Annotated in this window: 15 protein-coding genes; 9 read left to right on the top strand and 6 right to left on the bottom strand. The window is 37.1% G+C overall.

The features are described from left to right. Nucleotides 1–9: 9 nt before the first annotated feature. Nucleotides 10–558, bottom strand: coding sequence for a pyruvate ferredoxin oxidoreductase subunit gamma (locus HL41_RS02155; RefSeq protein WP_038549504.1), 549 nt, complete (start codon nucleotides 556–558; stop codon nucleotides 10–12). Between the two features lie 263 nt (nucleotides 559–821). On the opposite strand from HL41_RS02155, the gene argF reads away from it, so the two are divergent. The 9 genes from argF (at nucleotide 822) to HL41_RS02200 (ending at nucleotide 10,284) form a co-directional block, all read left to right on the top strand. Further along, the gene (gene argF, locus HL41_RS02160) at nucleotides 822–1,733 is read left to right on the top strand and encodes an ornithine carbamoyltransferase (protein ID WP_038062755.1); all 912 of its coding nucleotides are present in this window, start codon (nucleotides 822–824) and stop codon (nucleotides 1,731–1,733) included. A gap of 38 nt (nucleotides 1,734–1,771) precedes the next feature. Further along, a complete protein-coding gene (locus tag HL41_RS02165; protein ID WP_038062752.1) occupies nucleotides 1,772–2,254 on the top strand; it encodes an FKBP-type peptidyl-prolyl cis-trans isomerase in 483 nt (160 codons plus the stop codon). A 41-nt stretch (nucleotides 2,255–2,295) separates the two neighbouring features. Continuing rightward, a complete protein-coding gene (locus tag HL41_RS02170) occupies nucleotides 2,296–3,246 on the top strand; it encodes an ABC transporter ATP-binding protein (RefSeq protein WP_038062749.1) in 951 nt (316 codons plus the stop codon). After that, nucleotides 3,239–4,192 carry an oligopeptide/dipeptide ABC transporter ATP-binding protein gene (locus tag HL41_RS02175; RefSeq protein ID WP_038062745.1) on the top strand — a complete coding sequence of 318 codons (954 nt, stop codon included), beginning with the start codon at nucleotides 3,239–3,241 and terminating at the stop codon, nucleotides 4,190–4,192. The genes HL41_RS02170 and HL41_RS02175 overlap by 8 nt, the downstream gene beginning before the upstream one ends. 376 nt (nucleotides 4,193–4,568) lie before the next feature. Next, nucleotides 4,569–5,915 (top strand): chromosomal replication initiator protein DnaA, encoded by a 1,347-nt coding sequence (dnaA, locus tag HL41_RS02180; RefSeq protein WP_038062742.1) that lies wholly within the window; start codon nucleotides 4,569–4,571, stop codon nucleotides 5,913–5,915. Then, nucleotides 5,899–7,272: an FAD-binding oxidoreductase gene (locus HL41_RS02185; RefSeq protein ID WP_038062740.1), complete on the top strand. Its 1,374-nt coding sequence runs from the start codon at nucleotides 5,899–5,901 to the stop codon at nucleotides 7,270–7,272. Before dnaA ends, HL41_RS02185 begins: the two co-directional genes overlap by 17 nt. A 17-nt stretch (nucleotides 7,273–7,289) precedes the next feature. After that, the gene (locus tag HL41_RS02190; RefSeq protein WP_051754447.1) at nucleotides 7,290–8,072 is read left to right on the top strand and encodes a tRNA lysidine(34) synthetase; all 783 of its coding nucleotides are present in this window, start codon (nucleotides 7,290–7,292) and stop codon (nucleotides 8,070–8,072) included. 10 nt (nucleotides 8,073–8,082) lie between these two features. Then, nucleotides 8,083–8,859: a ZIP family metal transporter gene (locus HL41_RS02195; protein WP_038062737.1), complete on the top strand. Its 777-nt coding sequence runs from the start codon at nucleotides 8,083–8,085 to the stop codon at nucleotides 8,857–8,859. A gap of 45 nt (nucleotides 8,860–8,904) precedes the next feature. Next, nucleotides 8,905–10,284: a sigma-54-dependent transcriptional regulator gene (locus tag HL41_RS02200; RefSeq protein ID WP_038062735.1), complete on the top strand. Its 1,380-nt coding sequence runs from the start codon at nucleotides 8,905–8,907 to the stop codon at nucleotides 10,282–10,284. Here HL41_RS02200 and tsaD read toward each other — a convergent pair. From tsaD to HL41_RS02225, 5 genes are all read right to left on the bottom strand, one after another. Then, a complete protein-coding gene (gene tsaD / locus HL41_RS02205) occupies nucleotides 10,274–11,272 on the bottom strand; it encodes a tRNA (adenosine(37)-N6)-threonylcarbamoyltransferase complex transferase subunit TsaD (protein ID WP_000922704.1) in 999 nt (332 codons plus the stop codon). The genes HL41_RS02200 and tsaD overlap by 11 nt on opposite strands. Nucleotides 11,273–11,274: 2 nt before the next feature. Then, nucleotides 11,275–11,856, bottom strand: coding sequence for a D-sedoheptulose 7-phosphate isomerase (locus HL41_RS02210; protein WP_038062731.1), 582 nt, complete (start codon nucleotides 11,854–11,856; stop codon nucleotides 11,275–11,277). Between the two features lie 13 nt (nucleotides 11,857–11,869). Next, nucleotides 11,870–12,580, bottom strand: coding sequence for a YdcF family protein (locus tag HL41_RS08960; RefSeq protein WP_158506214.1), 711 nt, complete (start codon nucleotides 12,578–12,580; stop codon nucleotides 11,870–11,872). A 178-nt stretch (nucleotides 12,581–12,758) separates the two neighbouring features. After that, complete coding sequence (locus HL41_RS02220) at nucleotides 12,759–13,643, bottom strand: EAL domain-containing protein (protein ID WP_022856123.1); 885 nt, start codon at nucleotides 13,641–13,643, stop codon at nucleotides 12,759–12,761. A 322-nt stretch (nucleotides 13,644–13,965) separates the two neighbouring features. Next, complete coding sequence (locus HL41_RS02225; protein ID WP_038062726.1) at nucleotides 13,966–15,165, bottom strand: iron-containing alcohol dehydrogenase; 1,200 nt, start codon at nucleotides 15,163–15,165, stop codon at nucleotides 13,966–13,968. Nucleotides 15,166–15,282 lie beyond the last annotated feature (117 nt).

Here is a 15,282-nt window from a genome sequence, read left to right on the forward strand (position 1 = left end):
TAACTCCTTTTAATAGATTTTGGTTTCATCGATAGCCCTTTTGAGGGCTTTGATGTTTTTTTCGGCTAAGCGACCGAAGCGAGCGGTGATAGCTTGTTCGATGGCATCAAGAGAGACAAGACCTGTAGCTTTAAGGAAGGCACCGAGCATGGTGGTGTTGGTGATGGGTAGTCCCAGTTCTTCGATGGCGATTTTGGTAGCATCAACGACAGCGATTTTACCCTGGAAGTTATGAAGGAGTTTACGGAGTTCAGGTTCAGGGAGATGGGAGTTAAGGATGGCGATACCAGAGGGTTTAAGGCCTTGGGTTACGTTAACGATTTTGGGTAGGGTAGGGTCAAGGACGAGGATTACGTCAGGTTCATAGATTTTTTCTCTTGAGCGGATAGGGTTTTTGTCGATTCTTGCGAAGGCTTGAACAGGAGCTCCCCTTCTTTCAGGGCCAAAACTTGGGAAGGCTTGGGCATAATCTCCCTGGGAGATGGCAGCAACCGCGATAAGCTCAGCAGAGGTAACTGCCCCCTGCCCACCTCTTCCATGCAATCTAATCTCAACCATGTCCCACCTCGTTTTTAATTATTCTATTTTATTTGAAATAATTTACTATGATTATAAAAAAAAATAAAGTGTCTTGTTAAAAAAATCACAAATCTGAAAAACCATTTAACTGGAGAAATTTAATGGCAGAAAGACCTTTTACCTCAAAGGTAAAAATTTTTGAAAAAACACTTTACAAAATCAAAAAAATATGTTTAAAAATTAAAAAATTCTATAGTTTTTAGTAGAAAAATTTTGATAGTTTATCATAAGGGGTAAAAAATATGAAGAGGAGACATTTTTTAAGAGTTTGTGACTTCGATAGAGAGGAGATTTGGATTTTATTATCAAGAGCTCTTGAGTTTAAAACCAAGGGCTACCCTCAGGATTCTTTAAAAGGTAAAATATTGGGGTTGATTTTTGAAAAACCCTCTACCAGAACGCGTCTTTCTTTTGAATCAGCGATGATAAAACTGGGTGGAAATAGTTTATTTCTTTCTTCAAGAGACTTACAGCTTGCTCGAGGAGAGCCCATCAAGGATACCGCAAGGGTTCTTTCCAGGTATTTAGACGCTATTGTTTTAAGAACTTATAGCCATCAGACGATAGAAGAGTTTGCCAAGTATGCAACCATTCCTGTAATTAATGGGCTTTCTGACCTTCATCATCCCTGTCAAGCCCTTTCTGATATTTTAACGGTAATAGAAAAAGGCAGAGATCTTGCTAAAGAAAAGGTGGTTTGGATAGGTGATGGAAACAACGTGGCTTGTTCCTGGATAGAAGCAGCCGCAGTTCTTGGTTTTAAAATCACTGTAGCTTCTCCTCAGGGCTATGAACCACCTAAGGATTTTATAGAAGAGTTAAAACAAAAGTATAATTTACAGATAGAAATCTTACACGACCCAAAAGAAGCGGTAAAAGGGGCTACCGTTATCAATACTGATGTTTGGATTAGTATGGGGCAAGACGAAGAGGCTCAAACCAGAAAAAAAGTTTTTCAACCCTATCAAGTTAACGCAGACCTTATAAAGCTTGCCAGTCCAGAGGCTATCGTGTTACACTGCTTGCCAGCTCATCGAGGAGAAGAAATTACAGAAGAAGTTTTAGAAGGTGAATATTCCGTAGTTTGGGATCAAGCAGAAAATAAGATGTGGTTTCATATGGCTCTGCTTGAATTTTTATTAAAGCATGGTTAAATTTTTTAGTAAAATACTAAAATTTATTGGGGGAAAGTATGGGAGAAATTAGAGAAGATTTTTATGTTAAAATTTTCTATCGTTTAGGTCTTGAAGAGGAAAAAGCTCCAGAATGGTTTTCTCAGGGGCTTGAAACCTCTTTTATTTTAGGAAGGGAGCCTATTCCTAAGGTTATAGAAGAGGCGATTTTAGGTAAAAAAGAAGGAGACGAAGTTAAAATAGTGCTTCCTCCTGAGTCAGCTTATGGGCCACATCTTCCTTATTTAATAAAAGAGGTAGAGATGAGCAGTCTTAAGCATCCGGAAAAAGTAAAGGTAGGGGAATGGTATGATGAAGTAAGTCCTTATGGAGCAAGGATTTCGTTTAAAGTCCTTGAGGTCAACGGGGATAAAATAAAAGCAGATTTCAACCATCCTGCCGCAGGTAAAAATGTGGTGATTACTCTTAAAGTGTTAGAGGCAAGACCAGCTACTCCCTATGAAATCATGGCTGCTGAGATAAAAGCTTGTTCTGGAGGTTGAAGATAGGTTTTACCAGAGAGGTTTCTCTGGAGACTTAGAGGGTGAATCCTTTTTTAGTAGTAAAGGACCTTACCTTAGGGTTAACCTATAAGCGCGTTCCTTTAGTAGAAAAGGTAAGTTTTGAGGTCAAAAAAGGTGAGGTCCTTGGAGTTTTAGGAGAAAGTGGATGTGGGAAAACCTTAACAGGGTTTTCTCTCCTTAGACTTTTTCCTCCCGGAATTTCTTACTATTCAGGCGAAGTTTGGATAGATGGAATTCCTATCTATTCTTTAAAAGAGAAAGAACTTTGTCAAATACGAGGTAAAAAAGTCGCTATAATTTTACAAGATCCTTTAAGTTCCTTAAACCCGGTTTTATCTATCAAAGAACAATTAGAGGAAGTCTTTAAAGCCCATCGACCTGAGCTTACTAAGAAAGAACGTTTCGAGAAGATGGTGGATCTTTTAAGAGAAGTTGGGATTTCAGACCCAGAGATACGATTAAAAAGTTATCCCCATCAGCTTTCTGGAGGGTTGAGACAAAGGATAATGATAGCCATAGCTCTTGCCGGAGATCCTGAAATTTTGGTAGCCGATGAACCTACTACTGCCATCGACCCAACCTTGCAAATACAGGTTTTAAACTTGTTAAAAAGACTAAACAGAGAAAGAGGTTTAACGATAGTTTTTATTTCTCATGATTTAGGGGTTATAAGATGGATAGCTCACAGGGTTGCTGTTTTTTATGCAGGAGAAATAGTAGAGCTTGCACCGATAGAAAGGTTATTTCTTACTCCTTTACATCCCTATACGCAGGCTTTAATAAACTCCTATCCTAAAGAAGGGAAGTTTAAGGTAGATTTAAAAGGAGGGGTGGTAGAACTTTCTAAAAAGCCCGAAGGTTGTTATTATCAGCTTCGTTGTGATAATCCCTGTGAAAAAGGTAAAACTTATCATCCTCAATTGTTAGAGGTTGTTCCTCAACATTGGGTGAGATGTTTTAGGTATGAATAAACCTATACTGGAAGTTAAAAATATATGGAAGACCTATCATGTAAAGGTTTTAGGGGGGTTAAAAACTTATAAAGTAGTGGCTTTAAGAGGGGTGAGTTTAAAGATAGAAAAAGGGGAGGTGTTAGGGATTTTAGGGGAAAGTGGATGTGGTAAGTCAACCCTTGGAAAAATAGTCTTAGGCCTTGAAACCCCAGACGAGGGAGAAGTTTTTTGGTTTGGTATTTCTTTGAAAAATCTTGATAGAAAAACCTATAAAGCCTTAAGGCCGAAGGTTCAGGCTGTTTTGCAAGACCCTTATTCATCTTTAAATCCTCGTTATAAGATAAAAGAAGCCCTTTTAGAACCCTATCTCATTAACGTAAGTCCTGATAAAAAAGAGGGATTAAGTAAGGCTCAAGAGCTTTTAAACCAGGTAGGGCTTGATAATTCAGTGTTAGAAAAATATCCTCATGAGTTAAGCGGAGGCCAGCGTCAAAGAGTAGCTTTAGCCAGGGCTTTGATGGTTAACCCTGAGTTGTTAGTGCTTGATGAGCCAACCTCTGCGTTAGACGTAACCATTCAAGCACAAATCCTTGAACTTATGAAAACTTTAAAAGAACGTTACCAACTAAGCTATCTTTTAATAAGCCATTCCTTGCCTGTGGTTTTTTATCTTGCTGACTGGATAGGGGTAATATATTTCGGGACTTTGGTAGAGCTATGCCATAAAAGTTTTTTGAAACGTCTTAACCATCATCCGTATACCGAGCTTCTTATACAGTCTTATCTTGATCCCTTTGCTTCCTCTCAGGTAATTCCCGAAATAGAAGTAGAACTTAACCCTTTTACTTCTAATAGATGTGTTTTTTTAAATAGATGTCCTGTAAAGAGAAAGGATTGCTATAAAACAAACCCACCCCTTGTTAAAAAGAGTGATTTACAATATATAGCTTGTTTTAATATATAGTTAACTGTATGTTGTTTTAACCCTCTACTTTTATGTTAAAAACTAAAAAAAAAGAAAAAAAACAAAAAACAGAAAACGGTAAAGAAAAAAAGAGATGTTAAAAACTATCCCCTTGGCTTTTAATAAAAACTTAACCTTAAATCCTTTATCCTTACTAAAGTTCACTGGTTGCTTTTTTATAACTATTTGATTTTTCGTTAAAAAGAAAAATTAAAATAAAAAATAAAAACCGACCTAAACCATCTTTTCTAAAATTTGAAAATCTCAAGGACTTTGTTTAAATTAAATAATACAGGATAGAGGTCTTAAAAATTAAGAATCTTTAGTATCTTTTTGGTCACTTAAGATACTCACTTAAGAAGTATGGGGAGGTATTATGTTTGTTAGCTGGTCTTTAGTTAAAGGGAAGATAAAGGAGTTGTTACCAGAGCCTATATTTAAGGTATGGTTTGAGGCTACTAACGGAGAGGTGGTTGATGGGAAGCTTATTCTGGAGGTTCCAAACGAGTTTACTAAAAACTGGATAGAGGAAAACTATTCAACCTTATTAAACCAGGTAACAGCAGAATATGGGTTGACAGGATATGGATTTGTAGTACGTGAAATCCCTAAGGCAGAGCAGTTAATCATACCTTATAATCCTGTAAGTCTGATAGGAAGAAAACTCAGTCCTAAATATACCTTTGAGGATTTTGTGGTAGGGAAATGTAATGAATTTGCTTATAATATTTGCTATCAAGTAGCAGAAGAAAGGCCGAAGGGATATTTGATTTATCTTTATGGGAACTTTGGTTTAGGTAAAACTCATCTTACCCAAGCAGTAGGAAATAGTCTCTTTAGTCGAGGGTTTAATCGAGTATACTATCTTACTGCCCAAGATTTTTTAAACTATATGATAAAGTATCTTAAATCTGGGATGATAGAAACTTTTAAAGAACACTTTAAAGAGTATTGTGAGGTTTTGTTGTTAGAGGGTATCCATTTCTTTGCGGGGAAAGAGTATACTCAGAATGAACTTGCTTTTCTTTTAGACTATCTTTTAGACCAGGGAAAGACTGTAATCTTTACTTCCCACAAGATGCCACAGGAACTAAACAGTATAGAAAGTTCTCTTAGGTCAAGGTTAAATTCTTCGCTAATCATTAAACTTAACGCACCAGATTTTCAAACCCGCAAAAAGATTATAAAACATAAAGCTAAAAAATTAGGATATAACTTAGGGTACGAAGTAATAGAATATTTAGCAAGAAAAGTAAGGGGGGACGTGAGGCAGATAGAAAGTGTAGTTTTAGGGCTTATTGCTAGGGCTTCTTTATTAAAAGAACCTGTTTCTTTAACCTTAGCCAAAGAACTTATCGAGGAAATAGGTTTGAAGGATAGTTCTGATTCAGTGGATTTTATCATAGAAACTACCTGTAGATTTTTTGGTATACCTAAAGAAGACCTTTTTTCCTCTTCCAGAAGAAAAGATCTTTCCCTTTCACGTCAGGTAGTTATTTATCTTCTTAGAAATGTTCTTAAAAAGCCTCTAAAAGACATTTCGCAGATTTTTAAAAAACAACACTCTACGATCATCTATAATCTTAAAACCTTTGAGCAAAAAATACAGAAGGATGTTACATTAAGAACAAAACTCGATTATCTAGTAAAAGAAATTAGCTTAGAGTTGAACGATAAGAATTTAGATACCGAATTTGAAACCTCAGATGAAATCTTTCTCTAAATTTCTTTCGAGACTGAAAGATATTTTAGGAGAGAATAAGGTTTTTACTCAACCAAAAGACCTTATAGCTTATTCGTTTGATTCTTCTGCGGCTATCGGGGTACCTTTAGCGGTAGTTTTTCCTGAAAGAAAAGAAGAGGTAGTAGATGTTTTAAAACTTATCGCAGAATATAAAATACCTTTGGTACCAAGAGGTGCTGGGACTGCAACCACAGGTAGTGCGGTTTCTCATACACAGGGTCTTATTTTGTCTTTTGAGCGTATGAACCGAATTTTAGAACTAAACTTAGAAGAAAGGATAGTTGTGGTTCAACCTGGTGTACTTAATGGAGAACTTAAAAACTATCTAAAAAAGTTTGGCCTTTTTTATCCCCCTGACCCGGCAAGTTATAATTACTCTACGATAGGAGGAAATGTAGCCACAGGGGCAGGAGGCCCAAGAGGTCTTAAGTATGGAACAACTAAAGACTATGTGTTAGCTTTAGAAGTAGGATTGCCAGGAGGGAAGATATTCTGGACAGGTCCATTGACCCTTAAGGGAGTAGTTGGTTATAATCTTACCCCTCTTTTTGTGGGGTCTGAAGGTACCTTAGGGGTTTTTACTGAGATAGTCTTAAAGGTTGTGCCTTTACCAGAAACAAGGGTCCTTTTGTTATCGTACCATGAGAAAGAAGAAGAACCGTTAGAAATCATCTCAGAGCTTTTGAAAGCCCTTATCACTCCTGCTTCTGCAGAATTTATAGACAAGACCACTCTTTTAGCTTTATCAAAAAACAAACAAATAGAACTACATGACAAAAAGGTAAAGTCTCTTCTCTTCTTAGAGCTAGACGGAACGGTAGAGTCGGTTAAGAAAGAGCTGAAAAAGGTAGAGGAGTTATATCAAATGAAAGGAATTTTTTACCATAAAGCTGATACAGAAGAAAAAATAGAATCCCTCTGGGAGATAAGAAGAGCGGTTTCTCCTTCGGTAAGGGTGTTAGGGGAAAGAAAGATTTCAGATGATGTGGTTTTACCAAGACGAAACATGAAAGAGTTTTTAAAGAAGATCAGGAAGTTAGAAGAAGAAAAGGGGATCTATGTATGCTGTTTTGGTCATGCTGGGGACGGAAATTTTCATGTAAATCTTCTTTTTTCTTCAGAAAAGGAAGAAGAGGCTAAGTCCTTAAGGAAGGCTATTTTAAAAGAGGTTTTAAACCTGAAAGGAACCCTTTCTGGTGAACATGGCATAGGCTATGTAAAACGCTCATTTGTAGCATGGGAACTAACCCCTCTTCAGTTAGAACTTATGAGAGGTCTTAAAAAGGTATTTGACCCTGAAAATCTTTTAAACCCAGAGATAAAAATCCCTTTTTAATATTATAAAGACTTGATATGAGCCTTTATAACAAGATAAAACGGTTGGTAGGGAGGGCTATTTTTGGATATCAAATGTTATCCTCTGAGGATGTAATCATAGTGGCTATGTCTGGGGGAGAAGATAGTTTAGCTTTGGCTTATTTTTTAAGTGAATGGAGAAAAAAGTTAAGAGCAGACTACAGGTTGATAGGTGTGCATTTAGACATGGGATTTCCCTGTGATAAAGAAGTTTATAACAGGGGAGTTAAGTGGCTTGAAGGATTTTGTCAGGGTTTAGATATAGAATTTTTTGTAGAAAAAACTAACTGTGGGGAGCAGGCTTTAGAGGTTGCGGAAAAAAAGATTACCTCTCCTTGCTTTGTTTGTTCTTGGCATAGAAGAAAACATCTTTTTAAGTTAGCTGAAACCTGGAAGGCAAACAAGATAGCCTTTGGGCATCATAAAGATGACCTTTTGACAACTTTTTTTATCAACCTTTTTTATCACGGAGAACTTTCTACCATTTTGCCTGTTCAGGAGATGTTTAAAGGAAAGGTTTATCTTATAAGGCCTCTTATTTTTGTAGAAAAAGATATGCTCTCAAGATTTGTAAAAGCCCAAGGTTGGGAGATTTTAGAGAACCCTTGCCCTTTTTCTGATAAAACCAAGAGAAAGTTTTTAGAGCAATGGCTTAAGGAGCATGTTTACTCTCTTGATCCAAGAATTAAAAAAAGTATCTTTAACGCGGTGTTTAACCCGAAGATAGAGTATTTACCCCAAAAACCTGCTCCGTCTTATAAAAACCATCCTCAGAGGTAAGGTTATTGACATGTTTTACGTACTTTTAGCAGGGATGTTTACTTGGTTTGCTACAGGCATCGGAAGTTTAGGAGTTTTTTTGTTAAAACGACCAAACCCTAAGTTTTTCTCTGTATCCTTAGGTTTTTCAGCTGGGGTAATGATAGCAGCAAGCTTTTGGTCTTTGTTAACTCCTGCTTTAGAGATGGCTAAAAATTTAACTCTCCCTTCTTTCGTTTCGGTAGGTATAGGATTTGTTTTAGGAGTTTTATTTTTAAGGTTACTTGATTTGATGGTTCCTCACCTACATCTTTTTAGTTCTAAGGAGGAAACAGAAGGTTTTAAGGTTTCTTTAAACGTTAGTGCTTTGGTCTTTTTAGCCATTACTTTGCATAATATCCCTGAGGGATTGGCTGTCGGGGTTGCTTTTGGTAGTATAAACCAAGAGGGATATCTTATCCAAGAGGTCATAAACTTGGCTTTAGGTATAGGGATACAGAATATACCAGAAGGATTAGCCTTAGGTTTAACCCTTAAATTAAGTGGCATGTCTAAGCCTAAGGCTTTTACTTTGAGTTTTCTTTCAGCCGTGGTTGAACCGATTTTTGCTTTGATAGGCTTTGGGGTGGTATCTTACTCGTTTTATTTTTTGCCTTATTCTTTAAGTTTTGCCGCTGGTGCTATGATGTTTGTAACCATAGAGGAGCTTCTTCCTGAGGCTCAAAAGGCTGCAAACACAGATTATTCTTCCTTGGGGTTTGGCTTAGGATTCCTTACCATGATGTTCCTTGATACCTATTTAAGTTAAGATTTTCTTGACATTTTCTGAAACAAAGTCATATTTTAATAAAATATGAAAGAGATTTGGATAGTTGATGATGAAATAGGAATTTTAGAAGTTTTAGAAGACATTCTTAAAGATGAGAACTATAAAGTTAAGACTTTTCTCTATGCTAAAGATTTTCTAAAAGAAATAAATCTTAGGCCTCCAGATGCGGTTTTTTTAGACCTTTGGCTGAAGGATGCAGACGGACTTGAGATTTTAGCTACTATCAAAAAATTGTATCCGTATTTACCGGTTATTGTTATTTCAGGTCATGGTACCATAGAGACAGCAGTTAAAGCTATTAAGATGGGAGCTTTTGATTTTATAGAAAAACCTCTGTCTTACGAAAGAATAATTGTTACTTTAGAGAATGCATTAAAGGTTAGTTCCTTAGAAGAAGAAAACAAAAGATTAAGAGAAAAGCTTCTTGGCGAGGTTAAATTAACAGGGGTTTCTTCTGCGATTGAATCCCTAAGAGAGATTATCTATAAAGTAGCCCCAACTGATACTACTGTCCTTATTTTAGGAGAATCAGGAGTTGGAAAGGAGGTAGTGGCTAAACTTATTCATTTTTATTCTAATCGAGCTAAAGAACCCTTTGTAGAGGTCAATTGTGCTGCTATACCTGATACTCTTATAGAAGCCGAACTTTTTGGATATGAAAGAGGGGCTTTTACCGGTGCCTTTACCTCAAAGGCAGGAAAATTAGAGCTTGCTAATCGTGGAACCCTTTTTCTTGACGAAATAGGAGATATGAGCCTCCCTTCTCAGGCCAAAATTTTAAGGGTTTTACAAGAGAAAAAGTTTGAAAGGCTTGGAGGAACACGTTCTATAGAGGTCGATGTAAGGATTATTGCAGCAACTAATAAAGATTTAAGAGAGTGTATAAAAAAAGGTTCTTTTAGAGAAGACCTTTATTACCGCCTTAATGCCTTTCCTATTTATATACCTCCGTTAAGAGAAAGAAAAGAAGATATACCTGTTTTGGTAGAAGAATTTTTAGAAGAGATGAGTTATAAAACAGCCTCAGGGAGAAAATATCTTAAACCGGATGCCCTTTCTGCTTTGATGGAATATCATTGGCCAGGAAACGTAAGAGAGTTAAAAAATTTTATAGAAAGGTTGGTCATTCTTTCAAACAAAAGAGAGATAGGTTATGAAGACCTTCCTGAAGATTTTAAAAGTCTTTTAAAAAGAAAGGATTATTTTTCTTCTCAAGACCAACCTTGGTTTAGAGAAAAAGATTTTAAGTCTGCTAAACAACTTTTTGAAAAAGAGTTTATTAAAAGAAAGCTTTTAGAGTATGGAGGAAACATTTCTCATACCGCAAGAGAGATAGGAATAGAGCGTGCTTATCTTCAAAAGAAGATAAAAGAGTTAGGGATAAAAGAAGAGGTTAAGGAATAGAAAGTTTTTTAAAAACAGCCCTAGCATAAGCTTCTGTATTTAGGTCTGCATATTTTTTTTCTTGCCATTGTTTATAACCTAGCAGACCTACCATGGCTGCGTTGTCTGTACAAAATTCTAAGGAGGGAAAATAGATCTCAACTCCAGTATTAAAGGCCTTTTCTCTAAACCTTTGCCTCAATCTTTTGTTAGCAGCTACCCCACCTGCTACTACCACTCTTGGCACTTTAAAAAGGTCGACGGCTCTAAAGGTTTTATAAACTAACACATCACATACAGCCTCTTCAAACCCGGCACAAAGGTCTTCAACCCTGTAAGAATGATTTTTTATGTAGTTTAACACAGCTGTTTTAAGCCCAGAAAAGCTAAAATCTAAAGATTTATCTTCTAATAAAGGTCTTGGTAAATTTATAGCCTTAGGATCTCCTTTTTCAGCCAGTTGACTTATTATCGGCCCTCCGGGATAAGGTAATCCTAAGAGTTTGGCTACTTTATCAAAAGCCTCTCCTGCTGCGTCATCTTTAGTATGTCCGATGACATAAAATTCAAAAAAAGAATTTATTAAAAAGAGGGCTGTATGTCCTCCAGACACAAGTAATCCTATAAAAGGAAACTCTATTTCCTTTTCTAAAAATACTGCTAAAAGGTGGGCCTGGAGATGGTCTACCGCGATAAGAGGTATTTTAAGGGCAAAACTAATCGCTTTAGCCAAGGACACACCTACCAAAAGAGAACCTATCAATCCTGGCCCAAAAGTAGCTGCCACAGCTTTGAGTTGTGAAATTTCGATATTATTCTGTTTTAAAAGTTCTTTAATAAGAGGATAAAGCACCTCAAGTTGTTTTCTTGAGGCAATTTCTGGTACAATCCCGCCAAAAGGAGAATGAATAGCTACTTGAGAGTAGAGGAGGTGAGAAATAAGTTTTCCATCTTCGGAAAAAAGAGCCACCCCTGTTTCATCACAAGAGGTTTCTATAGCTAAAAGCATGGTTATTTAGGAAAAAGAAGATCTTCGAGCAATTCAGAAAAAAGATGAAGGAAAAGCAAGTGACCTTCCTGGATACGAGGGGTCTCTTTGCTTGGTACAACTATCAGATGATCACAAAAAGCCTTCATCTTACCTCCAGTGCCTCCGGTTAACCCCACGGTATAAAGTCCCAGCTCCTTAGCAACCTTTAAGCCTTCTATAACATTGGGAGAATTCCCGCTGGTGCTAATTCCTAAAGCTAAATCTCCTTTTTTTCCTAAGGCTAAAATTTGTTTTACAAACACCTGAGAGAAGTCATAATCGTTAGAAACGGCGGTAAGGATTGACGTATCGGTGGTGAGGGCGATTGCTGGAAGAGGTCTTCTTTCTTTTTTAAACCTGTTTACTAATTCTGCTGCTAAATGCTGTGCATCAGCTGCACTTCCTCCGTTACCAAAAATTAAAATTTTCCCACCTTGAAGGATTACCTCCTTAGCTAACAGCACCACTTCAACAATCTTAGTAGCTTCAGTCCTTAAAAACTCTTCTTGAGTCTTTCTTGAACTTTCTCCTATCGTTAAGACTTTTTCTTTTAGTTTCTCCATTTTTACCTCAATTTTAAAAGAATATGTACTTAAGTTTATAAAAGAGTAGACCGAGATATTCATGAAATGCCAGATTGGTCAGGTTAAGATAAAGGTCGTTTGGGAAAAAGGTAGTAACAGAGAGTTCGGGCTTACAAAGTTTATGGTTATAGTTTGTAGGATAAGGAATAGGAAATAATCCTTCTTTTTTAAAAAGTAGCATAGTTCTTGGAAGGTGATAGGCAGAAGTTAACAAAAGAAACTTCTCTTCTGGAGAATGGAGTAAATTTTTAATAGCTTTCACGCTGGTTTCTGTATCTAAAGGGATATCCACAGCCTCTACCTGATAACCTAATTTGTTAGCAAATTCTTTGAGATAAGAAGCTCCCTTAGAGTCAGGGGTTTCGTATGACCCTCCAACAATTATAACTTTTTTTTCAGGATAAAGTTTTTTTAACTCTAAAGCTTTAAAAAATCTAACTAAAGTCTCTTTACTAAACCTTTCTTCTAAAGAAAGGTCTTTTTGACCGTAAATCCTTCCTGTTAAAACTATTATCTTCTCAGCCTTTGTTATTTCTTGTTGAGAAGGTACAGGATAGTTTTTTTCTAACTGTTTTAAAAGAAAGTAAGGTAAAAATGGAGTAGTTGAAAGATAGTATAAGGCAACTGCTACAAAAAGAAAAAATCTTCTTCTTCCTCTCCTTTTACCAAGAATAACATATATACTTACAGTTAATAAGAACAAAAAAATTAAACTTGAGGGACGAAAGAAAAATACACAAAATTTTTTAAATAAAAAAAATAGCTCTGAAATGGATGGCATAAATTATGTAAACCTAAGTTAACTTTTAAAAGTTTAGATAAAGTTATCAGATTCCATAAAAAATTCAAGTCTTAATTTTATTTTTTAGAAATAAGATTTGTTAAAGTGTGAAGTTTTTTAACATAGGTAATTCATATATTGGTTCTGGATTGGGTTTAGCAAACAAAAATCCCTGCATAAGATAGATACCTAAATTATATAAGCTTTTTGCTTCTTCTAAGGTTTCAACACCTTCAGCAAGCACTAAGATGTTATGAGCTGTGGCTACCTCAACCAAGGCCTTAAAGAGGTCTCTTTTGATAGGGTTTAGATGTATTTCCCTGATTAGTTCTCGACTTATTTTTATGTAATTTGGATACAGATTAATAAGAGCATCAAGCGAGCTATAACCTGTGCCTACATCGTCAAGGGCTACTTGAAATCCATTTTTTCGGTAGTAATCAAGTATGTTTCTTAGGTGAGAAAGGTCTGTTATTTTCTCAGTTTCAACTACCTCAAAAACAAGGTTATCTGGAATCCACTCGAGTTGATAGGCCCATTTGATGGTGCTTTGCAAGCAAAATTGAGGGTCATAGATGACTGTAGGAAGAAAGTTTATAAAAACTTTATAGTTTTTAAGACCTTTTACAGCTGCTAATTTGATGGCTGTTTCTCTACAACTTCTATCAAGGTAAAAAAGAGTATCTGTAACCCGAGCAGCTTCAAAGAGATATCCTGGGCTTAAAATCTCACCGTTTCCCTTAACCCCCCTTGTTAGACATTCAAACCCATAAATCTTTCGGTTTTTAAGGTCAACGATAGGTTGAAAGTAAATCGTTAAGCGATTGTTCTTCAATATTTCAAAATATACCTGATGTTCTAACAAAGAGAGAAAATAGGAGATAGGTCTGAGGGTTTTCAGTATAGCTATAACGTTAGTCTCATCAGAAGAATAACATAATCTTATTTCTTTTTTCTCATTTTCTGAAAGGTTTAGAGACTTCAAAGACTGTATAAATTCGGCAAGATTTTGGTTTGACTGACACCTAAGGTATTAAATCTCTGAAAATACCTATTCTTGAGGTTAATGCTAAATTACACATTCTATCTATCTTTTAGAGGAGCCCTTTTTTATTCTTTAATTTATGCTTGAAGTATATTTTAATATAAGGTGTATAAACATATGATGCCCCTGCAGAACAAGAGGCTTTATTTTTAAATGCTCCTTTGACAAGGGGGACTTGGAGTTGTACCAACCCCCACCAGGAGTAAAGAAGATTGGGTCAGGTGGGGGGATCCAATTCTTCAAGGCTTTTTAATTTCTCTCCTTAGAGCGAGTTAAGATAGATATTTCTTATAAGGTCCTCATTAACCTTTACGGGAGCGTTTAACAAGCCCTGATTCAAAAGTGGAGTAGACATGGCAAGTTCAGTCAGCTTCTCTACATCCTCCTCATAAAAACCAACTTCTGAAAGCCTTTCCCTGAGACCGAGGTTTCTTAACCATCCTTCAACGGCAAAGGCCACTTCTTCATTCTCTCCAGGGATGCCAAGAAGGTCAGGGACGATGGGACTTAAGACTTCCGCAAGGATCTCAGGCATAGCAGGATAGATTTCCAACAGCACTGAAGGAAGGAGAATTCCAAGTCCGTGGCCATGAGCAAGTTCTGGTTTCAGCGCGCTTAGAGGGTGTTCAAGCACGTGAGTGAGATGCGTCATGCTTGTGTCAATAGCTATCCCAGCAAGCATTGACGCATAGAGCAACCAGTAACGGGCGTTTAGGTCATCAGGCTTGATTAAGGCTTGAGGTAGATAGTGAGCGATGATCCTCACAGTCTCCTTGGCAAGAAGAACGGTGTATGGGTTGCGAAGCTGTGAAGTGGAAGCCTCAATTACGTGATTGAGAGCATCAACGGTGGTGTAGAGGGTCTGCTCGTAAGATAGAGAGGTTGTGAGCGTTGGGTCATCAATGGAGTAAAGGGGATAAGTGAAATTAAACCCTATACCAGGCTTGTAGCCTTTTTCAACTATTGAGGCCACTGCATAACGGTCGACTTCTGTGCCTGTTCCGTGCGTGGTGTTGATGGCAAGGATGGGCTTTGCCCGCTCCGGCATGAATTCACCGGTGAAAAGTTTCTCCGCTGACACTCCAGGATGCTCAAGGAGTACCGCTACCGCCTTGGCGGAATCAATTGGACTACCTCCGCCGATCCCGAGAACAGCTTGAGCCCCAAACTCAAGCCCAAGCTTCACTGCCTGGTCTATCTCTTGCACTGTGGGATTGGGAGTAATTCCGTCGTAATGGATATATTCTATTCCTGTCTCGTTAAAGCACTTCACCACCACGTCCCAGGCCCCGCAAGTTCTATAGGCGCTTTTACCCGTGACTACAAGCACTCGCTTAATGTCTTGGCTTGCAAGTTCCTTTGCGATGTCTTTCATCTTCTTTAGAGCACCTACCCCAAAATAACAGATTCCTCTACCCTTAACCTCAAACACCTCATAGATGTTTATTTTCCTTTCAAACATGGTTTTCCTCCTGTGAAGGAATTTTAGGATTAGAATATAATTTTAATTATAACGATAACATCAAACTTAAAAAAGTCAACTAACTACGAGGTCTGTAAATTTGCTGATAGAGAATAA

Origin of the sequence: Thermodesulfobacterium commune DSM 2178 (genome assembly GCF_000734015.1) — a bacterium.
GTDB classification, from domain to species: Bacteria; Desulfobacterota; Thermodesulfobacteria; order Thermodesulfobacteriales; family Thermodesulfobacteriaceae; genus Thermodesulfobacterium; species Thermodesulfobacterium commune.